Source organism: Burkholderia sp. BCC0419, assembly GCF_902830285.1.
Classification (GTDB): Bacteria; Pseudomonadota; Gammaproteobacteria; order Burkholderiales; family Burkholderiaceae; genus Burkholderia.
On record NZ_CADESR010000004.1, the window covers coordinates 133,674 to 153,085 of the forward strand.

A 19,412-nucleotide genomic window follows, 5' to 3' on the forward strand; every position below is an offset into this window, starting at 1 on the left:
GGAATTTGCAGATGGCTTCGATTATCAAGAATCGCGCAGTGATCGACGACGCATGGCAGGTCGTGCGCGCGGCGGAAGACGGCGCGCTGCCCGCGGTCGACGCATTGCCGGCCGGCAAGGTGCTGGTGCCGTTCGCGTTGTGGCAGGCCGAGCGTGCGGCGCTCGTCGCCGCGAAGACGAAGGACGAACTCGGCGTGTGGCTCGTGCCGGACAGCGAGCCGGCCGATCTCGTGACCGACTTCGGCGCGATCTCGCTGATCGCGGTCGACTTCCCGCGCTTCGCGGACGGCCGCGGCTACAGCATCGCGCGCCTGCTGCGCGAACGTCATGGCTGGACCGGCGAGCTGCGCGCGATCGGCGACGTGCTGCGCGACCAGTTGCTGTACATGTCGCGTTGCGGCTTCGACGCATTCGCGGTGCGTGCCGACAAGGACATCCACGACGCGTTGAATGCGTTCACGGAATTCACGCAGCGTTACCAGGGTGCGTTCGACGAGCCGGCGCCGCTGTTCCGCCGCCGCGCCGATGCGGCCGACGTAGCGACGCCCGACGTCAAGGTGAGCGCATGAGCACCGCGACCGCCACCGAACTGACGCCGGAACTCGCCGCGAAGGTCGAGCGCCTCGACGCGCTGCTCGCGCAGATCGGCGCCCGTCATGACAAGGTGAAATTCGCGAGCAGCCTCGCCGCGGAAGACATGCTGCTCACGCACGCGATCCTGTCGAAGGGCGTGTCGATCGGCATCTTCTCGCTGAACACGGGCCGCCTGCACGCGGAAACGCTGGGCATGATCGACCGCGTGCGCGAGCGCTACGGCTACGAGATCGAGCAGTTCCACCCGCAGCAGGCCGCGGTCGACCAATACGTTGCCGAGCACGGCCTGAACGCGTTCTACGAGAGCGTCGAGCTGCGCAAGTCGTGTTGCCACATCCGCAAGGTCGAGCCGCTGAACCGCGCGCTGGCGGATGTCGGCGCGTGGGTGACGGGCCAGCGCCGCGAACAGTCGGTCACGCGCGCAGAGCTGCACGAGGAAGAACAGGACGACGCGCGCGGGATCGCGAAGTACAACCCGCTCGCCGACTGGACGGAAGCCGACGTGTGGGCGTACCTTAACGCGTTTGACGTGCCGGTCAACCCGCTGCATGCGCGCGGCTATCCGAGCATCGGCTGCGAGCCGTGTACGCGCGCGATCCGTCCCGGCGAGGACAGCCGCGCGGGCCGCTGGTGGTGGGAGTCGCGCGACACGAAGGAATGCGGGCTGCACATCACGATCACGCCGATTCCCGCGAGCGCCGAAGCCGGCGCCGCGCACTGAACGCCCGACAAGAAACTGAATATTGCGCCGCCCGCGACAGCGGGCGGCACGAACCCAGAAGAGAAGGACTGAAATCATGAGCACGACGCTCGAGCAATCCGCCTTTGCCCCGCCCACCGGCGCCGACAGCCGCATGGGCCACCTCGACTGGCTTGAAGCCGAGTCGATCCACATCCTGCGTGAACTCGTTGCCGAATGCAGCAAGCCGGCGCTGTTGTTCTCGGGCGGCAAGGATTCGGTCGTCGTGCTGCATCTGGCGCTGAAGGCGTTCGGCCTCGGCGCGAACCGCAAGACGACGCTGCCGTTCCCGCTCGTGCATATCGACACGGGCCACAACTACGAGGAAGTGATCGACTTCCGCGACCGCCGTGCACAAGAGCTCGGCGCCGAGCTGGTGGTCGGCCACGTCGAGGATTCGATCAAGCGCGGCACGGTCGTGCTGCGCCGCGAGACCGATTCGCGCAACGCCGCGCAGGCCGTCACGCTGCTCGAGACGATCGAACAGCACGGCTACACGGCGCTGATCGGCGGCGCGCGCCGCGACGAAGAGAAGGCGCGCGCGAAGGAGCGGATCTTCTCGTTCCGCGACGAATTCGGCCAGTGGGATCCGAAGGCGCAGCGCCCGGAACTGTGGAGCCTGTACAACGCCCGCCTGCACAAGGGCGAGCATCTGCGCGTGTTCCCGATCTCGAACTGGACCGAGCTCGACGTGTGGCAGTACATCGCGCGCGAGAACCTCGAACTGCCGTCGATCTACTACGCTCACGAGCGCGAGATCGTGCGCCGCAACGGGCTGCTCGTGCCGGTCACGCCGCTCACGCCGATGCGTGACGGCGAGACGAGCGAGCTGGCGCAGGTGCGCTTCCGCACGGTCGGCGACATCAGCTGCACGTGCCCGGTCGAGAGCGACGCGGACGACGTCGAGAAGATCATCGCCGAGACGGCGGTGACCGAGATCACCGAGCGCGGCGCGACCCGGATGGACGACCAGGCGTCCGAAGCCGCAATGGAACAGCGCAAGAAGCAAGGTTATTTCTGAAGCACACGAGGACATTCACATCATGAGCATCATCGAGAACACCGAAGACCTCGGCGTGTTGCGCTTCATCACCGCGGGCAGCGTCGACGACGGCAAGAGCACGCTGATCGGCCGCCTGCTGTACGACAGCAAGGCCGTGCTGTCCGACCAGTTGTCCGCGCTGTCGCGTGCGAAGAACAAGCGCACGGTCGGCGACGAGCTCGACCTCGCGCTGCTGACCGACGGGCTGGAAGCTGAGCGCGAGCAGGGCATCACGATCGACGTCGCGTACCGCTACTTCGCGACCGCGAAGCGCAAGTTCATCATCGCCGACACGCCGGGCCACGAGCAGTACACGCGCAACATGGTGACGGGCGCGTCGACCGCGCACGCGGCGATCGTGCTGATCGACGCGACCCGCATCACGGTCGAGAACGGCGTCGTGCACCTCCTGCCGCAGACCAAGCGCCACAGCGCGATCGTCAAGCTGCTCGGGCTGCAGCATGTGATCGTCGCGATCAACAAGATGGACCTCGTCGACTACAGCGAGGCGCGCTTCAACGAGATCCGCGATGCGTACGTCGCGCTCGCGAAGCAGCTCGGCCTGACCGACGTGCGCTTCGTGCCGGTATCGGCGCTGAAGGGCGACAACATCGTCGGCGCGAGCGAGCGCATGCCGTGGTATGCGGGCGAGCCGCTCCTCGACGTGCTCGAGTCGCTGCCGGTCGAGACGCAGGCGCACGACGCGCTGCGCTTCCCGGTGCAGTGGGTCGCGCGCCAGGACGGCAGCTCGGCCGACGATTTCCGCGGCTACATGGGCCGGATCGAGTCGGGCGAGGTGAAGGTCGGCGATGAAATCATCGTGCTGCCGTCGAACCGCACCGCGACGATCGCCGAGATCGTCGCGCCGGTGCCGGGCGGCACCGCATCGGTCGCGCACGCGTTCGCGGGCCAGACGGTGACGATCCGTCTCGAACAGGACGTCGACGTGTCGCGCGGCGACATGTTCGTCACGACCGCCGAGCCGGTCGAGCCGGCCAAGAAGCTCGAGGCCGACCTGTGCTGGTTCGACGAGACGCCGCTGTCGCCGCAGCGCAAGTACCTGCTGAAGCAGACCACCAGCACGGTGTTCGCGAAGATCGGCGCGGTCAAGCAGGTGCTCGACGTGCATACGCTGTCGCACGCGACCGACCGCCAGGATCTGAAGATGAACGACATCGGCCGCGTGGCGCTGACGCTGCAGAAGCCGATCGTCTGCGACACGTACGATGCGCACCCCGGTACGGGCGCGTTCGTGCTGATCGACGAGGCGACGCATCACACGGTCGCCGCGGGCATGATCCGCGCGTTCTCGGCGTAATCGTCAATCTGCGCGGCGGCGAACCGGCCGCCGCGGCAGGACCCTAGCGAAGCGACAAACATGGGCAAGGTATATCTGATCGGAGCAGGGCCAGGCGCCGCGGACCTCATCACGGTGCGCGGCATGCGGCTGCTCGAGCAGGCCGACGTCGTGCTGCACGACGCGCTGGTCGAGCCCGCGATGCTCGACTATGCGCCGAACGCGCGGAAGATCGCGGTCGGCAAGCGCTGCGGGCAGCGCTCGACCGCGCAGCATTTCATCAACAAGCAGATCGTCGATGCGGCGCGCGAGCATGCGTGCGTCGTGCGGCTGAAGGGCGGCGACCCGATGCTGTTCGGCCGCGCCGAAGAGGAAATGCGTGCGCTCGAGGCGGCCGGCATCGACTACGAGGTCGTGCCGGGCATCACCGCGGCGCTGGCCGGCGCGGCGACGCTGAAGCGTTCGCTCACGTTGCGCGGCGTGTCGCGCAGCGTCGCGTTCGCGACGCACAGCCGCGCACCGGGCAGCGACGAGATCCGCGAAGCCGCGCGCGCCGATTCGATCGTCTACTACATGGGCCGCGACAGCGCGCCCGGCATCGCGCAGGAACTGATCGACGCCGGCCGTGCGCCGGCGACGCCGGTGGCGATCGTCGAGGCATGCAGCACCGCGCGCGAACGCACGCTGACGCTGACGCTCGCGCAGATGGCGGCCGGCGACGCGCAGGCGTGGCTCGATCCCGCGGAACCGAGCCTACTGATGATCGGCGATGCCTTCGCCGAACGCACGCAGCTCGCGGCGAAAGAGGGCGATGCGTTGCGCAATGCGGCTTGAGTCGATGTAGCGGCCTGCGCGGCGAGCGGCGCATCGCATGCCGCTGGACCGTGGGCAAAAAAAACGCTGGCTTCCGAAGCCAGCGTTTTTTTATTTGGGGCCATCGCTTCGCTTACGCGTCGCGACCGACCTGATCGATGCAATAGCGCGCGACCGCGTCGAGCACGCCGTCGTTTTCGCCGACGGCCGTCGCGCAGCGGATCTCGACGCCCGGATGCGCGGCGCGGCATGCGTCGACGAGCTGCGGCAGGTCGCGGCGGACATGGCCGCCCTGGCCGAAGAACACGGGCACCACGGTGATGCGCGTGCAGCCGGCCGCGACTTGCGCGGCCACGGCCTCAGCGAGCGACGGCGTCATCAGTTCGAGGAACGCGAGCGACACCTGCGCGGCAGGGGAGCCGGCGCCGCGCAGCCGCGCGGCGAGCCGCTCGAACGGTTCGGCCCAACGCGGGTCGCGGGCGCCGTGGCCGAACAGGACGATACCGTGCGAATGCATGTCGAAGCCTCCGTCGCGACGCGGCGCTCAGTGCCGGTCGACCCATTTGAGCGCAAACAGGCCGAGCGCGAGATAGATCAGGCCCGGCGTCGCCGCAGTGAGCGGCGCGGGCCACGTGTTCAGCGTACCGATGTGCGAGAACAGCGTGTTGAGCAGCTGGAAGCTCATGCCGAGCATGATGCCGCCGAACACCTTCACGCCGACCACGCCGGCCCGCGTGTGCAGGTACGCGAACGGCAGCGACAGCACGAGCATCACGAACACCGCGAACGGATACAGCAGCTTGCGCCACAGCGCGATGTCGTAGCGCTGCGTGTCCTGCTGATTCTCGCGCAAGTGCTGGATGTAGCGGAACAGGTTGATGATCGACATGCGCTCCGGCGACACGAGCAGCACCGACAGGATCTGCGGCGTCAGGTCGGACCGCAGCCGGTATTCGGGCAGCGACACCTGCTGCGACCGGTACACGGGGTTCAGCGCATCGGCCGGCTGGCCGCTGACCGGCTTGATCGGCGTCAGCTCCGTCTCGGTGACGCCCTTCAGCAGCCAGTGGCCGGGCGGCTCGTAGCGGCCGGTTTGCGCGATCCGCACGTTCTGCAGCTGGAATTTCGAGTCGAATTCGTAGATGCGCACGTTGCTGATCGTCGAGTCGGGCGACAGGCTGCCGACGTTGACGAAGCGCGTGACCTGCTCGCCGTTCTCGCGGGCCGCGAGCGTGTCCTTCACCCACACGCCCGACTGGAAGTTCGACGACACGGACGCGCCGAGCGCCTGCAGCCGCACGCGTTCGGACAGCTGGTCGGCGTACGGGCCGACGAATTCGCCGATCAGGTAGGTGACGATCACGAGCGGCACGCCGATCTTCAGCAGCGAGCGCAGCGCCTGGTTGGTCGCGAGGCCCGACACGCGGAAGATCGTGAATTCCGAGTTCGCGGCCATCTGCGCGAACACGTAGATCGCACTGATCAGCGCGGCGACCGGGATGATCTCGTAGAAGCGCGACGGCGTCTGCAGCGCGACGCGCAGCACCGCGTAGCCGAACTTGTAGTTGCCGTGCCCGACGGAATTCAGTTCGCTGATCAGGTCGAAGAAGAAGAACAGACCGGAGAACGCGAACAGGATGAAGATGAACGTGATGTAGATCTGCCGCGCGAAGTACTTTTCATAGAGCCGCATCGATCATGCTCCCGAGCGGCCGAACAGCGCGCGTGTCAACAACGGACGATTGCGCACGCGCAACCAGAAAATGAACGCGACGATCGCCGCGACGAGCACGTGCAGCCCGACGAGACCCACGCCGAACGACATCTTGCCCTGCTCGATCTGCGCTTGCACGACGTTCAGCAGGTTCGAGTACGTGAGGTAGATCAGCACGGCCATCACGAGGTTGATCGTGCGGCTGCGGCGCGGGTTCTGGTACGCGAGCGGGATGCCGAGCACCATCAGGTTCAGCGCGATCAGCGGCAGGCCCGCGCGCCACGCGAATTCCGCGAGGTTGTCGCGCGTCGGGTTGTGCAGCAGGTCGGGCGTGGGCGTGCTGTTGGTGGTCTGAACGTTGACGACCGGCTTGCTGGTGATCTTCACGCCGTAGCGCTCGAACTCCATGATCTTGAAGTTCGGCTGGCCGGGCGTGCCGTCGTAGCGGCGGCCGTCTTCGAGGACGACGAAACGATCGCCGTCCTTCGAGGTTTCCGTATGGCCCGTCTGCGACACGACCACGTTGAGCTTGCCGTTTTCCGTCGACGTGACGAATACGTTCTGCACCTTGCTCTGGTCGGGCGACATCTTCTCGATGAAGAACACGCGATGGTTCGCGGCCGATTCGCGGAACTGGCCGGGTGCGAGCAGCGAGATCTCGTCGCGCTGCTGGAAGCGCGCGCGGATCATCTTGCTCTGCTGGTTCGACCACGGCCAGCCGACGAACGCGAAGAAGGTGATCAGCAGGATGATCGGCGTGGCGAACATGCCGATCGGCTTGATGAGGCGCGTGAGGCTCACGCCCGACGCGAGCCACACCACCATTTCGGAGTCCCGGTACCACCGGGTCAGCACGAACAGGATCGACACGAACAGCGTGACGACGAGCATCACGGCGAGGTAGCCGATCACGGTCAGGCCGATCAGCACGAGCACGTCCCGCGGATCGATTTCGCCGGACGCGGCGTAGCCGACGATGCGAATCATCATCGTCGTGAGCATGATCGTGAGCAGCACCATGAACACGGCGCCAGCCGTATACGCAAGCTCGCGCTGGAGGGAGCGTTCGAAGATCATTCTTGATGAGAAGAGGGCGGGAGGCGGCGCACGCGTGGTGGAGCGCTCGCGCCGCCACGGGAAAAATAGCGGATAATTGCGGCTTTCATCCTTAGCCCAGATTTTATCCGAGGACAAGCGCGATGGACTTTAGCATAAAAGGCTGTGATTGGAGCAAAGGCGAGGCCAAGGGGTTCCTGACCGGGAAGTCCGACTGCATCGTGCTCGGCATCTTCGAGGCGCAGACCCTGTCGGGCGCGGCGCTCGACATCGACACGGCCACCAAGGGACTGATCTCGCGCGTGGTGAAGGCCGGCGACATGGACGGCAAGCGCGGCAAGACGCTGTTCCTGCACGAAGTGTCGGGCATCGGCGCGTCGCGCGTGCTGCTCGTCGGGCTCGGCAAGCAGGATGCTTTCAATCAGAAAGCCTATAACGACGCCGTGACGGCCGCGTGGCGCGCGCTGCTGGCGACCAAGGTCGTCCAGGTCACGTTCTCGCTCGCGCAACTGCCGGTCGACGAGCGCAGCTCCGACTGGGGCGTGCGCGCCGCGATCCTCGCGCTGCGCAACGAGACCTACCGCTTCACGCAGATGAAGAGCAAGCCGGAACCGGCGTCGCACACGCTCAAGCGCGTCGTGTTCAGCGTCGATCCGGCCGACGAAAAGGCCGCGAAGGTCGCGGTCAAGCAGGCCGTCGCGCTCGCGAACGGGATGGATCTGACCCGCGACCTCGGCAACCTGCCGGGCAACGTCTGCACGCCGACCTATCTCGGCAACACCGCGAAGAAGATCGCGAAGGATTGGGGCCTGAAGGCCGAAGTCCTCGGGCTCAAACAGATCCAGGCGCTGAAGATGGGGTCGTTCCTGTCGGTCGCGCGCGCGTCGGTCGAGCCGCCGCAATTCATCGTGCTGCACTACCAGGGCGCCGCCGCGAAGGCCGCGCCGGTCGTGCTGGTCGGCAAGGGCATCACGTTCGATACGGGCGGCATCTCGCTGAAGCCGGGCGAGGGCATGGACGAGATGAAGTACGACATGTGCGGCGCGGGCTCGGTGCTCGGCACGATCCGCGCGGTCGCCGAGATGGGCCTGAAGATCAACGTCGTCGCGATCGTGCCGACCTGCGAGAACATGCCGGGCGGCAACGCGACGAAGCCGGGCGACATCGTCACCAGCATGAAGGGGCTGACGATCGAGGTGCTGAACACCGACGCGGAAGGCCGCCTGATCCTGTGCGACGCACTCACCTATGCCGAGCGCTTCAAGCCGGCCGCCGTGATCGACGTCGCGACGCTGACGGGCGCGTGCGTGATCGCGCTGGGCGGTCACAACAGCGGGCTGTTCTCGACGAACGACGCGCTCGCGGGCGAACTGCTCGACGCGTCGCGCGAGGCGAACGACCCGGCATGGCGCATGCCGCTCGACGACGAGTACCAGGATCAGCTGAAGTCGAATTTCGCGGATCTCGCGAACATCGGCGGGCGCCCGGCCGGCGCCGTGACGGCCGCGTGCTTCCTGTCGCGCTTCACCGACAGCTATCCGTGGGCCCACCTCGACATCGCGGGCACCGCATGGAAGGGCGGTGCCGCGAAGGGCGCGACGGGCCGTCCGGTGCCGTTGCTCGCGCAGTTCCTGATCGACCGCGCCGGCCAGTGATGGCGGGGCTGACGACGCTGCGGGTGCGCGGGCAATGACGCGGATCGATTTCCACTCGAACGTCGGCGATTCGCTCGCGTACGCGTGCCGGTTGCTGCGCAAGGCCTATCAGGCCGGGCAGCCGGTCGTCGTGCTCGCCGAGCCCGCGCGCCTGCGCGCGCTCGACGAGCGGCTCTGGACGTTCTCGCCGCTCGATTTCATCCCGCATTGCGGCGTCGACAGCGAGCACGCAGCCGGCACGCCGATCGTGCTGGCCGCCGATCTCGACCGCGCGCCGCATCATCACGTGCTGCTGAACCTCGGCGCGACCGTGCCCGCGCAGTTCGCCCGCTTCGAGCGCCTGCTCGAGGTGGTCGGCAATGCGCCGGACGAGCTGGCCGCTGGCCGCGACCGCTACCGGTTCTACCGCGACCGCGGCTACGCGCTGAACAACTACAAGCAGGGCGGCTAGCCGCAACCGTCGACGGAGTGTTCCCGTGACAGAAGCCGATTCATCCTCGATCCCGACGCTGACCGACGTGCTGGTGCCGGGCAAGCCGGCGCCGGCGCGCTCGCCCGCGTCCGACGCCTCCCGGCCGCACGACAGCGCGGCGATTCCGGTGCTCACCGACGTGATCGCGCCGGCCGCCGCCGGTGCGGCGCCGGCTGAATCCCATCAAACCGAAGCCGACCCCGATTCCGTCGTGGTCGAACCCGTGCCGACGCCGCACGTGCCGGCCGTCGAGTTGCCGGGCGGCGTGGCGACAGCCGCCGCCGCGGGCGAGACCGATGCGCCGGCCGAACCCGGCGCCGCGGAGCACGTGGTCGCCGAGGACGCGGCCGCGATGACGGCGCCGCTGCGCTCGTCGCTGGTCGATGACGACCTGCCGCAGCACACGTTCGCCGCGATTGCACGCGAAGCGGCCGCGCACGCGCCCGACACGGCGACGCCGGAAGCGAGCCTGCCGAGCGCCGCGCCGCAGCCGGATGCGCTGGCCGCAGTCGCGCTGACGCCGGAAGATGCGCAGCACATCGCCGAACGGCTTCGCAATCGTGTGACGAATTATCTGACCGGCGCAGGGCGCGAGGCCATCGAAGCGCGTTGTCGCGATGCGCTGCATGAGCATTCGGCCTGGCTGGTCGGCCAGGTCACGCGCGAAGTCGCACTCGCGCTGGAAATCGAGGTGATGGACTGGGTGCGCGATGCGGTCGATGAAGAGATCGCCCGTCGTCGCGCCGGTCATTCCGGCTGAACGATCAATCGTTCGCGGTGGCGAAAAAGAGGATGCAGGTTCAGTAAGCGCCTGCGAAGCCGCCGGGGAGGCGCGCTGGTCAGTACAGGGCCGTCCTCTTGCGACGCCCTGCACACAACGTGGATGCGCCGCGCGGGTATCCGCTTCAGCGGACCGACAGCACCCACTGGGCGAGCGTGTGGGCCTCGGTGCTCGTCAGTTGCGTATTGGCGGGCATCGGCACGCCGCCCCATACGCCGACGCTGCCTTTCACGATCGATTGCGCCAGGTAATCGCCGGCGTCGCCGCGCGCCGCGTACTTGCCGGCGATGTCGCGGAACGACGGGCCCATCAGCGGCTTGCCGATCGCGTGGCAGGCCATGCAGTTCTTGCGCTGCGCCAGCGCCAGCCCGTCGGCCTGGTCGGCGCGCACCGCCGCCGCGCTGCCGGTCAGCAGCGTGGCGAGCAGCACGCGCAATATCTTCTGTTTCATGCGGTTCTCCGCCGGCGGGGACGGCCGGCTTCATGGTCCGCGCATTATAGAAGCAAAGGGGAACCACGTTTTGCGCGTTCCCCCCGGCGGCCCCGGTTATCGGGGTCGCATGCCATGGCGCCTCTGCCTCAACCCGTGACCGCCCCCTGGTTCGCCGGTCGCACGAGCGCCGCGAATTTCGCGAGCACCCCGCGCGTATAGCGCGGCGCGGGCTGCTGCCACGCGGCGCGGCGGCGCGCGAGTTCCGCGTCGTCGACGTTCAGCTGCAGCAGCAGCCGGTGCGCGTCGATCGTGATCGAATCGCCTTCCTGCACCAGTGCGATCGTGCCGCCGACGAACGCCTCCGGCGCGACGTGGCCGACCACCATGCCCCAGGTGCCGCCCGAGAAGCGGCCGTCCGTGATGAAGCCGACCGATTCGCCGAGCCCCTTGCCGATGATCGCGGAAGTCGGCGCGAGCATTTCCGGCATGCCGGGGCCGCCTTGCGGGCCGAGGTAGCGCAGCACGAGGATGTCGCCCGCGCGGATCCGGTCGCCGAGGATCGCGTCCATCGCGCTCTGCTCGTCGTCGAACACGCGCGCCGGGCCCGTGATCACCGGGTTCTTCAGGCCGGTGATCTTCGCGACCGCGCCGTCTTCCGCGAGATTGCCCTTCAGGATCGCGAGGTGGCCTTCCTTGTACAGTGCGTGGTCGATCGGGAAGATCACGTCCTGGTCCGCGCGCGGCGTACTCGGCACGTCCTTCAGCTCGTCGGCGATCGTGCGACCGGTGATCGTCATGCAGTCGCCGTGCAGCAGCCCCGCATCGAGCAGGATCTTCAGCACCTGCGGAATCCCGCCGGCCCGGTGCAGGTCGGTCGCGACGTACTGTCCCGACGGCTTCAGGTCGCAGATCACCGGCACGCGCTTGCGGATGCGCTCGAAGTCGTCGATCGTCCAGTCGACCTCGGCCGCGTGCGCGATCGCGAGATAGTGCAGCACCGCGTTGGTCGAGCCGCCGGTGGCCATGATTACCGACACCGCGTTCTCGATCGATTCCTTCGTGATGATGTCGCGCGGCTTCAGATCGCGCTTCACGGCCTCGACCAGCACGCGCGCCGATTCGGCGGCCGACTCGACTTTCTCCTGGTCGGGGTTCGCCATCGTCGACGAATACAGCAGCGACATCCCGAGCGCCTCGAACGACGAACTCATCGTATTCGCGGTGTACATGCCGCCGCACGAACCCGACGTCGGACACGCGTTTTTCTCGACGCCTTCGAAATCCTCCTGCGACATCCGGCCCGCGGTGAATTCGCCGACGGCCTCGAACGACGACACGATCGTCAGGTCGCGGCCTTTCCAGTTGCCGGGGCGGATCGTGCCGCCGTACACGTAGATGCCCGGCACGTTCAGGCGCGCGAGCGCGATCATGCCGCCGGGCATGTTCTTGTCGCAGCCGCCGACCACCACCACGCCGTCCATCCACTGGCCCTGCACGCAGGTCTCGATGCAATCGGCGATCACTTCGCGCGACACGAGCGAGTACTTCATCCCTTCGGTGCCCATCGACATGCCGTCCGAAATCGTCGGCGTGCCGAAGATCTGCGGGTTCGCGCCGGCCGCCTTGACGGCGTCGACGGCCGCGTCCGACAGGCGCTGCAAACCGGAATTGCACGGCGTGATGGTCGAATGGCCGTTCGCGATGCCGACCATCGGCTTGTCGAAATCGTCCTTCTGGTAGCCGAGGGCGTAATACATCGAGCGGTTCGGCGAACGGGCCACGCCTTGCGTGATGTGCTTCGAGCGACGGTTGTACGGCATGGGGGACTCCATCGTTGTGGGGGCGTCGCTCGTGCGGGCGCGCCGGTTCGGATCGAACAAGCATGGAGTTTCCCGATTGGGATGTCCAATATATTATTTGTCGACTATTAAGTCGTTTTGCAAATGAGTCGAACATGGCCGATCCGATCCCCGACCTGCGCCAGTGGCGCTATTTCGCGACCGTCGCCGACGAGCGCCATTTCGGCCGCGCGGCCGAGCGCCTGTCGATGACGCAGCCGCCGCTGTCGCAGGCGATCCGCGCGCTCGAGGACGCGCTGGGCGTCGCGCTGTTCGTGCGCACCAAGCGCTCGGTGGCGCTGACGGCGGTCGGCGCGGCGCTGCTGCCCGACGTGCGCCGGCTGCTGGCGTCGGCCGATGCGCTGCCGCCGCTGGCGCGGCGGCTCGCGCGCGGCGAAGCCGGCTCGCTGTCGCTCGCGTTCGTGTCGACCGCCGATTACGGGCTGTTGCCGTCGTTGCTGCGCGCGTTCGGCGCGCGCTATCCGCAGGTGCGGCTGCAGCTCGCGGAAGCGACGAGCGACGTGCAGATCGACGAACTCGTCGCGGGCCGCATCGATGCGGGGCTCGTGATTCCGCCCGTGCCGCCGCGTCACGCGGCCGGGCTGTCGTACCTGCCCGTCGTGCGCGAGCCGCTGGTGGTCGCGATGCCCGCGGGCGCGGCGCCCGATGCGCCCGAGGACGAGCCCGTACAGCTCGCCGATATCGCCGCGTTGCCGCTCGTGATCTTTCCGCGCCGTTTGGCGCCCGGCTTTTATGACATCATTACGGGCTGCTACGGCGCGGCGGGGGAAACTCCGCGCATCGGCCAGGAGGCGATCCAGATGCAGACGATCGTCAGCCTCGTGTCGGCCGGCATGGGCGTCGCACTGGTGCCGCAATCGCTGCGTAACCTGCGGCGCACCGGCGTGGTCTACCGGCCGCTCGCTGGTCACGCACCGGTCGTCGAGACGGGCCTCGTGTGGCGCACCGGCGACGTGAGCCCCGTGCTCGCCGGCTTCATCGACGTCGTGCGTGCGCAGGGGCTTGCCGCGTGACGTGAACGATGGCGCGCGGGCGCCGTCCAACGCGCGGTGCTGCGCGCGTGCGACGGCCGTACCGTATTCGAAAACTTCTTCGCTAACCCATGATCATTCACCCGAATTTCGACCCCGTTGCGATCCATCTCGGGCCGCTGGCCGTGCGCTGGTACGGCCTCATGTATCTCGTCGCCTTCATCGCGGCGATCGTCGTCGGCCGGATCCGCCTGAAGCTGCCGTACGTCGCGGCGCAGGGCTGGACCGCGAAGGACATCGACGACATGATGTTCTACGGCGTGCTCGGCACCGTGCTCGGCGGCCGGCTCGGCTATGTGCTGTTCTACAAGGCCGATTTCTACTTCTCGCATCCGCTCGACGTGTTCAAGGTATGGGAAGGCGGCATGTCGTTTCACGGCGGCTTTCTCGGCGTGACGCTCGCGATGATGCTGTTCGCGTGGCAGCGCAAGCGGCACTGGCTGCAGGTCACCGATTTCGTCGCGCCGATGGTGCCGACGGGGCTTGCTGCCGGCCGGCTCGGCAACTTCATCAACGGCGAACTGTGGGGCCGCGTGACCGATCCGGCGGCGCCGTGGGCGATGCTGTTCCCGGGCGCGATGCGCGACGATGCGGCATGGCTGCCGAAACATCCGGCGCTCATCGAGAAGTGGCATCTCGCCGACGTGTTCATGCAATACCAGATGCTGCCGCGCCATCCTTCGCAGCTCTATGAAATCGCGCTCGAGGGGATCGCGCTGTTCTTCGTGCTGTTCCTGTTCGCGCGCAAGCCGCGGCCGATGGGCGCGATATCCGCGCTGTTCCTGATCGGTTATGGCCTCGCACGTTTCACGGTCGAGTTCGCGCGCGAGCCCGACGACTTCCTCGGCCTGCTCGCGCTCGGCCTGTCGATGGGGCAGTGGCTGTCGCTGCCGATGATCCTCGCGGGTATCGCTTTGCTGGTCTGGGCGTATCGCCGCCGCGCGGCGAACGCGAATGCGGCTGCATGACGCGGTATCGATGTACGCGTGATCGGCGCGTGCATCGGCTACCCGGATGGACATAAAAAACGCCGGCCCTCGGGCCGGCGTTTTGCGTTTCCGACAGTCGCGCGATGCGCGTTACTTCATCTGCACGGAGCCGTTGACGGTGACCGTTACGGTGGCCTTGCCGCCTTCGACCGCGATCGGCGCGCTCATTTTCGCGCTGTCCATCGGCGCCGCGGCCATCGCCATCATGCGCGTGTACGGCTGCACGTTGCGGCCGCTGCCGACGTTCACGTCGCGGATCGTGTAGCTGCCGTAGCCGAACGCCTTCGCGGCTTCATCCGCGCGGGCGCGGAACGACTTGATCGCTTCGGTCGTGAGCTTCTGCTCGGCCGCGCGCTGCGCTTCCGGCGACAGCGAGAACTCGACGTTCGCGACCTGCATCAGGTTCGACAACTGGCCTGCCAGCTTCGACGCCGCCGCGAAATCGCGCGATTCGAGCGCGACCTCGGTGCGGCCGCGCCATGCGGAGATCTTCCCGTCGCGATCGGTGCTCGGATACACGGAGAATGCACCCGTGTGTGCGGTGACGCCCGACACGCCCTTCGCCTGCGACAGGGCCGCGTCCGCGCGCTGATTCAACTGCGCGGTGAGGCTGCCCGGATCCTTGGCCTGCTGCTCGTAGAACAGCGTGATGTGGATGATGTCCTGCGGCACGTCGGCGCTGGCCTGCGACGACAGCGACAGCACACCCGCCGGCTCCGGAAAGTGCGGGTTCGCCGCCTGGGCGTGCGCGGCGGGCGACGCGAGCGTCAGCGCGACGGGAACGGCGGCGGCGAGGGCGAGCGACAGCGCGAGTGCGGATTTCTTGGTCATTGTTGGACTCCTTGTGCGAGGGCGCGCAGGCGGATCACGCGTGCGCGACGCGGGCGTACCGCGCGACGAAAAAAACGACGGCCGGCCCGATCGGCCGACAGCGGTTGCTTAGGCTGCGCGAAAGCGCCGCGAGTTCCGTTACGGCAGGCGTACTGACCGGATTTGACGTTTGGCGCGCGCCTACTTCATCAACTTTTCGGTGATGAATCGCCATTCCGCACGCGTGACGGGCGTGATCGACAGCCGGTTGCCGCGGGCGAGCACGCGCATGTCGGCGAGCTCGTCGTGCTCGCGCAGCGCGGCGAGCGGCACGAGCGGCGACTTCTTCACGAAGCGCACGTCGACGAGCAGCCACCGTGGTGTTTCCTGCGTCGATTTCGGGTCGTAATAGGGGCTTTTCGGATCGAACTGCGTGGGATCGGGGTAGGGTGTCGACGATACTTCGGCGAGGCCGGCGATGCCCGGCTCGGGGCAGCTCGAGTGATAGAACAGCACGCCGTCGCCGATCTTCATCGTGTCGCGCATGAAATTGCGCGCCTGATAGTTGCGCACGCCGGTCCACGGCAGCGAGCGCTGCGGTGCGTTGGCGAGATCGTCGATGCTTGCTTCGTCCGGTTCGGACTTCATCAGCCAGTATTGCATGGATCGTGATCGATGCAGAAAGAGGCATGAGCGTCTGTTTGCGTGCGCGTTCCGCATGCAAACAGACCCTGAAAAAGAAAACGGCACCGGGACTTGCCCGATGCCGTTGGATAGGCCCCCGCCTTGGCCGCTAGGCCGGCATCCTGAACCTGAGGTTCAGAATTGGTCGCAGTTAGCAGCACTTCGGGTACATCAGACAGAGTGACGCGCGCGCCCGTGCTACAAATTTCCGCAACCGTGCACATGGCATTGGTTCAAGGAATATATGACCTTGGCGAACCAGGCAGGGAAGCTGACTGAACTGTGTTTCGATGCGCCAATTTGACCACCGTTGACCGTCGAGATCAAGGGGAATCGACGTATCGATTAAAACGTTACTGCGTCTCGTGCTGTGCGAGCACCGCGCCGAGCTGTTCGTTCATCTGGTGCATTGTACGACGGATTTCCTCCGCCGGAAATGCTTCACCGTGCCGCACGCTCGTTTGCAGCCGCAGCAATTCCGATGCAAGCGACAGCGCCGCCATCACAGCGATGCGATCGGTGCCGCGCACCGAGCTGTTCGAGCGGATTTTCGACATCTCGGCGTCGACGCGCGCGACCGCTTCGAGCAGTGCCGCTTCGGTCTCGGCCGAACAGGCGAGCCGATAGGGCTGACCGAGAATCGAGACTTCGATCTGCTTGGTGCTCATGCATGTTCTCCGTGGCTGGCCGCGTCATCGCCATCCGTGCGCGCCTGCGCATCGAGCAGGTCGAGCTGGTTGTCGGCTTGCTCCGTGCTCTTCGAGCGCGGCAGCTTTTCGAGAATCGCGTTCAGTTTCACCTGGGCGTCGTCGATCTTCGCCGACAGCGTGTCACGCTCGGCCGCGAGCGCATTGCGTTCGTCGCGCAGCTGCGCGAGTTCCGCGCGGACCGTGTCCGCTTCCGCGCGCAATTGCGCGACCTGCTCCTCGAGCGCGAGCCGTTCCGAGTGATAGCGCTTGTTCAGCGAAATCAGACGGCCAATATTTTGAGATAAAGTTTCGAGTTCGTTGAGCATTTGCTGCGTCCTCTAAAGACCCAGCATTTTAGCGCGGAATAACGTGCAATCCGACATCTGTAACGTTTCCAGTCGTAACACCCCTGCTTCTTGCCGCGAATAAGCGCGTCCCGTGCGGCTCCGGACGCTTCCTTGACGCTCGTGCGACCGGCTCCTAAACTGGCGCCGCCTCGGTGCTCGCGCGCAGGACGCGCGGTTAAACGGGAAGCAGGGTGCGGGTTCCACGAGCGCGCCAACCTGCGCTGCCCCCGCAACGGTAAGCGGCCGCGTCGCGTGACGCAGGCCGGCTCGGGCGCGTTCCGCGTGCAGGTCGCATGCGGGCGCGGGCCACTGCGCGTCATGGCGCGGGAAGGCGAGCCGGACCGCCGCCAGCCCGGATACCGGCCGAGACGGGGAGCCCGCACGGGCTCCATGACGCGCGGCCTGCGGGGAAGCGGGGCGCGCAATGTTTCACGGAATGTTCTTCGATGCCGACCCCAATCGTCCGCCACGCGCCCCTGTCGCGCCCGGCCGGCTCCCGCAAGCGGATGCGCCGCGCGTCGTGCGCGCGGCCGTGCGCGGCATGAGCGCCGCGCGCGCCGCCGTGATCTGGGCCGCGCTGGCCGCCGTGGTCGCGCTGCTGTTCGTCGCGTCGCTGTCGATCGGCAGCGTGCCGATGTCGCCGTGGCAAGCGCTTGCGTCGCTCGTGCCGCACGGCGGCGATAGCCTGTTTGCCGATATCGTCCGGACGCTGCGCCTGCCGCGCGCGCTCGCGGGTTTCGCGTGCGGCGCGCTGCTCGCACTGGCCGGCGCGTTGTTGCAGGTGCTGCTGCGCAATCCGCTCGCGGAGCCGTACGTGCTGGGTGTGTCCGGCGGCGCGGCCGGCTTTGCGCTCGTCGCGATGATCGCGGGCGGCGCATGGTGGCTCGTCGATGCGTCGGCGTTCGCCGGTTCGCTCGTCTCGGTCGCACTCGTGCTCGGTCTCGCGAGGCGCGAGCTGTGGCGCGGCGAATCGCGCGACGCATCGCCGCGGCTGCTGCTCACCGGCGTCGTGATCGCGGCGGGGTGGGGCGCGCTCGTCACGCTGTTGCTGTCGCTCGCGCCCGACGCGCGGCTGCGCGGCATCATCTTCTGGCTGACGGGCGACCTGAACGGCGCGACGGCGCCGTGGTTCGCGTGGGGCGCGCTGTTGCTGAGCGCATGCGTCGCGCTGCCGGCCGCGCCGCAACTGAACGTGCTGCTGCGCGGCGACGCGACCGCACAGGCACTCGGCGTGCCGGTCGCGCGCCTGCGCGTGTGGATCTATCTCGTCGCGTCGCTGGCCGCCGCGGCCGCCGTGACGACGGCCGGCACGATCGGCTTCGTCGGGCTCGTCGTGCCGCATGCGTTGCGGCTCGCGTTCGGCAACGACCAGCGGATGCTGCTGCCGGCCGCGATGCTCGCGGGCGGCGGCGGCGTGATGGCGGCCGACCTGCTCGCGCGCACCGCGATCGCACCCGCGCAATTGCCGGTGGGCGTGATGACCGCGCTGATCGGCGTGCCGGTGTTCCTGTGGATGTTGCTGAGGAGGCCGATGCGATGACGGGCACCGCAGCACTGCACGCCGCTGCCGGCGACATGCACTACATGGGCGTCGATCTGACGCTGAAGGCCGGCGCACGCACGCTGCTCGACCGCTTCACGCAGGCGTTCCGCCCCGGCGAGATCTGGTGCGTCGCCGGCCCGAACGGCGCGGGCAAGACGACGCTGCTCGCCACGCTCGCGGGATTGCAGCCGCCGGCCGGCGGACACGTCGAGATCGATGGCCGGCCGCTTGCCGCGTGGCGCCCCGAGCAACTCGCGCAGCGCCGCGCGCTGATGCCGCAGCAATTGCACGATGCGTTCAGCGCGACCGTGTTCGACACGGTGCTGCTGAACCGCTTTCCGTATCTCGGCGGCTGGGGCTGGGAGCGCGACGGCGACCGCACGGCCGCGCGCGACGCGCTCGCGACGTTCGACCTGACCGCGCTCGCGTCGCGCGACGTGATGTCGCTGTCGGGCGGCGAGCGGCAGCGCGTCGCGCTGGCCGCGACGCTGTGCCAGGACGCGCCGCTGATGCTGCTCGACGAACCGCTCGCGCATCTCGACCTGCATCACCAGATCGACTGCCTGACCGCGCTGACCGCCTGGCTCGCGGCAGGCCCGCGCACGGTGATGTTTTCGTGTCACGACCTGAACCTCGCGCGGCGTTTCGCGACGCATGCGCTGTTGCTCGACGGCCGCGGCCATGCGTGGGCCGGCCTCGTGCACGACGTGCTGACGCCCGAGCGCGCGAGCGACGCGTTCGGCTATCCGCTCGTGCTGATCCGCGAGAACGGCCGCGATGCGCTGCTGCCGGCATGGCCTGCGCGACAATGACCCTTCCTGTTCCGATTTTTCCGATGCGCGGCGCCTGCCGCGCGCACGACAC

The 19,412-nt window shown here is 67.6% G+C and carries 21 protein-coding genes, 1 other RNA gene and 1 riboswitch; of the genes, 12 read left to right on the forward strand and 10 right to left on the reverse strand.

What is annotated here, in order from left to right:
- The first annotated feature begins 11 nt into the window (after positions 1-11).
- From HWW87_RS22520 to cobA, 5 genes are all read left to right on the forward strand, one after another.
- Positions 12-569: a DUF934 domain-containing protein gene (locus HWW87_RS22520; RefSeq protein WP_175822219.1), complete on the forward strand. Its 558-nt coding sequence runs from the start codon at positions 12-14 to the stop codon at positions 567-569.
- On the forward strand, positions 566-1,315 hold the full coding sequence (locus HWW87_RS22525) for a phosphoadenylyl-sulfate reductase (RefSeq protein ID WP_175822220.1): 750 nt from the start codon (positions 566-568) through the stop codon (positions 1,313-1,315). Before HWW87_RS22520 ends, HWW87_RS22525 begins: the two co-directional genes overlap by 4 nt.
- A 76-nt stretch (positions 1,316-1,391) precedes the next feature.
- Entirely contained in the window at positions 1,392-2,354 is a 963-nt protein-coding gene (gene cysD, locus HWW87_RS22530; RefSeq protein WP_175822221.1) for a sulfate adenylyltransferase subunit CysD, read from the forward strand.
- Between the two features lie 22 nt (positions 2,355-2,376).
- Positions 2,377-3,693 carry a sulfate adenylyltransferase subunit 1 gene (locus HWW87_RS22535; protein ID WP_175822222.1) on the forward strand — a complete coding sequence of 439 codons (1,317 nt, stop codon included), beginning with the start codon at positions 2,377-2,379 and terminating at the stop codon, positions 3,691-3,693.
- Between the two features lie 60 nt (positions 3,694-3,753).
- Positions 3,754-4,506, forward strand: coding sequence for a uroporphyrinogen-III C-methyltransferase (gene cobA, locus HWW87_RS22540; protein ID WP_175822223.1), 753 nt, complete (start codon positions 3,754-3,756; stop codon positions 4,504-4,506).
- Positions 4,507-4,618: 112 nt separating this feature from the next.
- Here cobA and HWW87_RS22545 read toward each other — a convergent pair whose 3' ends face one another.
- The 3 genes from HWW87_RS22545 to lptF are packed head-to-tail and all read right to left on the reverse strand — an operon-like array spanning position 4,619 to position 7,276.
- Entirely contained in the window at positions 4,619-5,002 is a 384-nt protein-coding gene (locus tag HWW87_RS22545) for a CbiX/SirB N-terminal domain-containing protein (protein WP_175822224.1), read from the reverse strand.
- A 27-nt stretch (positions 5,003-5,029) separates the two neighbouring features.
- Positions 5,030-6,178 carry an LPS export ABC transporter permease LptG gene (lptG, locus tag HWW87_RS22550; RefSeq protein ID WP_034208149.1) on the reverse strand — a complete coding sequence of 383 codons (1,149 nt, stop codon included), beginning with the start codon at positions 6,176-6,178 and terminating at the stop codon, positions 5,030-5,032.
- A gap of 3 nt (positions 6,179-6,181) precedes the next feature.
- Complete coding sequence (lptF, locus tag HWW87_RS22555; RefSeq protein WP_175822225.1) at positions 6,182-7,276, reverse strand: LPS export ABC transporter permease LptF; 1,095 nt, start codon at positions 7,274-7,276, stop codon at positions 6,182-6,184.
- 122 nt (positions 7,277-7,398) lie between these two features.
- Here lptF and HWW87_RS22560 point away from each other — a divergent pair, with 122 nt between their 5' ends.
- Genes HWW87_RS22560 through HWW87_RS22570 form a run of 3 tightly spaced genes read left to right on the forward strand, consistent with a single transcriptional unit; the run spans position 7,399 to position 10,142 of the window.
- Entirely contained in the window at positions 7,399-8,910 is a 1,512-nt protein-coding gene (locus HWW87_RS22560) for a leucyl aminopeptidase (protein WP_175822226.1), read from the forward strand.
- A 34-nt stretch (positions 8,911-8,944) separates the two neighbouring features.
- Complete coding sequence (locus tag HWW87_RS22565) at positions 8,945-9,361, forward strand: DNA polymerase III subunit chi (RefSeq protein ID WP_006484796.1); 417 nt, start codon at positions 8,945-8,947, stop codon at positions 9,359-9,361.
- A gap of 25 nt (positions 9,362-9,386) precedes the next feature.
- Positions 9,387-10,142 (forward strand): DUF2486 family protein, encoded by a 756-nt coding sequence (locus HWW87_RS22570; protein ID WP_175822227.1) that lies wholly within the window; start codon positions 9,387-9,389, stop codon positions 10,140-10,142.
- A 145-nt stretch (positions 10,143-10,287) separates the two neighbouring features.
- On the opposite strand, the gene HWW87_RS22575 is transcribed toward HWW87_RS22570, so the two are convergent.
- Positions 10,288-10,614: a c-type cytochrome gene (locus HWW87_RS22575; protein ID WP_175822228.1), complete on the reverse strand. Its 327-nt coding sequence runs from the start codon at positions 10,612-10,614 to the stop codon at positions 10,288-10,290.
- Between the two features lie 128 nt (positions 10,615-10,742).
- Positions 10,743-12,416, reverse strand: a complete 1,674-nt coding sequence (gene ilvD / locus HWW87_RS22580; RefSeq protein ID WP_175822229.1) for a dihydroxy-acid dehydratase — start codon at positions 12,414-12,416, stop codon at positions 10,743-10,745.
- A gap of 134 nt (positions 12,417-12,550) precedes the next feature.
- Here ilvD and HWW87_RS22585 point away from each other — a divergent pair, with 134 nt between their 5' ends.
- A complete protein-coding gene (locus HWW87_RS22585; RefSeq protein WP_175822230.1) occupies positions 12,551-13,468 on the forward strand; it encodes a LysR substrate-binding domain-containing protein in 918 nt (305 codons plus the stop codon).
- Positions 13,469-13,557: 89 nt separating this feature from the next.
- Positions 13,558-14,454, forward strand: coding sequence for a prolipoprotein diacylglyceryl transferase (gene lgt, locus HWW87_RS22590; RefSeq protein ID WP_174429230.1), 897 nt, complete (start codon positions 13,558-13,560; stop codon positions 14,452-14,454).
- Positions 14,455-14,565: 111 nt separating this feature from the next.
- On the opposite strand, the gene HWW87_RS22595 is transcribed toward lgt, so the two are convergent.
- The 5 genes from HWW87_RS22595 to HWW87_RS22615 form a co-directional block, all read right to left on the reverse strand.
- Positions 14,566-15,306, reverse strand: coding sequence for an SIMPL domain-containing protein (locus tag HWW87_RS22595; protein ID WP_175822231.1), 741 nt, complete (start codon positions 15,304-15,306; stop codon positions 14,566-14,568).
- A gap of 180 nt (positions 15,307-15,486) precedes the next feature.
- Positions 15,487-15,948, reverse strand: coding sequence for an EVE domain-containing protein (locus HWW87_RS22600; protein ID WP_124827290.1), 462 nt, complete (start codon positions 15,946-15,948; stop codon positions 15,487-15,489).
- Positions 15,949-16,059: 111 nt separating this feature from the next.
- Positions 16,060-16,241, reverse strand: a non-coding RNA gene (gene ssrS / locus HWW87_RS22605) — 6S RNA.
- A gap of 81 nt (positions 16,242-16,322) precedes the next feature.
- Positions 16,323-16,637, reverse strand: coding sequence for a cell division protein ZapA (locus HWW87_RS22610; protein ID WP_006478091.1), 315 nt, complete (start codon positions 16,635-16,637; stop codon positions 16,323-16,325).
- Complete coding sequence (locus HWW87_RS22615; protein ID WP_175822232.1) at positions 16,634-16,984, reverse strand: ATPase; 351 nt, start codon at positions 16,982-16,984, stop codon at positions 16,634-16,636. Before HWW87_RS22615 ends, HWW87_RS22610 begins: the two co-directional genes overlap by 4 nt.
- Positions 16,985-17,138: 154 nt before the next feature.
- Positions 17,139-17,388, forward strand: a riboswitch (cobalamin riboswitch).
- Between the two features lie 41 nt (positions 17,389-17,429).
- Here HWW87_RS22615 and HWW87_RS22620 point away from each other — a divergent pair.
- Both HWW87_RS22620 and HWW87_RS22625 read left to right on the forward strand, forming a co-directional pair.
- A complete protein-coding gene (locus tag HWW87_RS22620) occupies positions 17,430-18,545 on the forward strand; it encodes an iron ABC transporter permease (protein ID WP_175822233.1) in 1,116 nt (371 codons plus the stop codon).
- Positions 18,542-19,360, forward strand: a complete 819-nt coding sequence (locus HWW87_RS22625; RefSeq protein WP_175822234.1) for an ABC transporter ATP-binding protein — start codon at positions 18,542-18,544, stop codon at positions 19,358-19,360. The genes HWW87_RS22620 and HWW87_RS22625 overlap by 4 nt, the downstream gene beginning before the upstream one ends.
- The last annotated feature ends 52 nt before the right edge of the window (positions 19,361-19,412 follow it).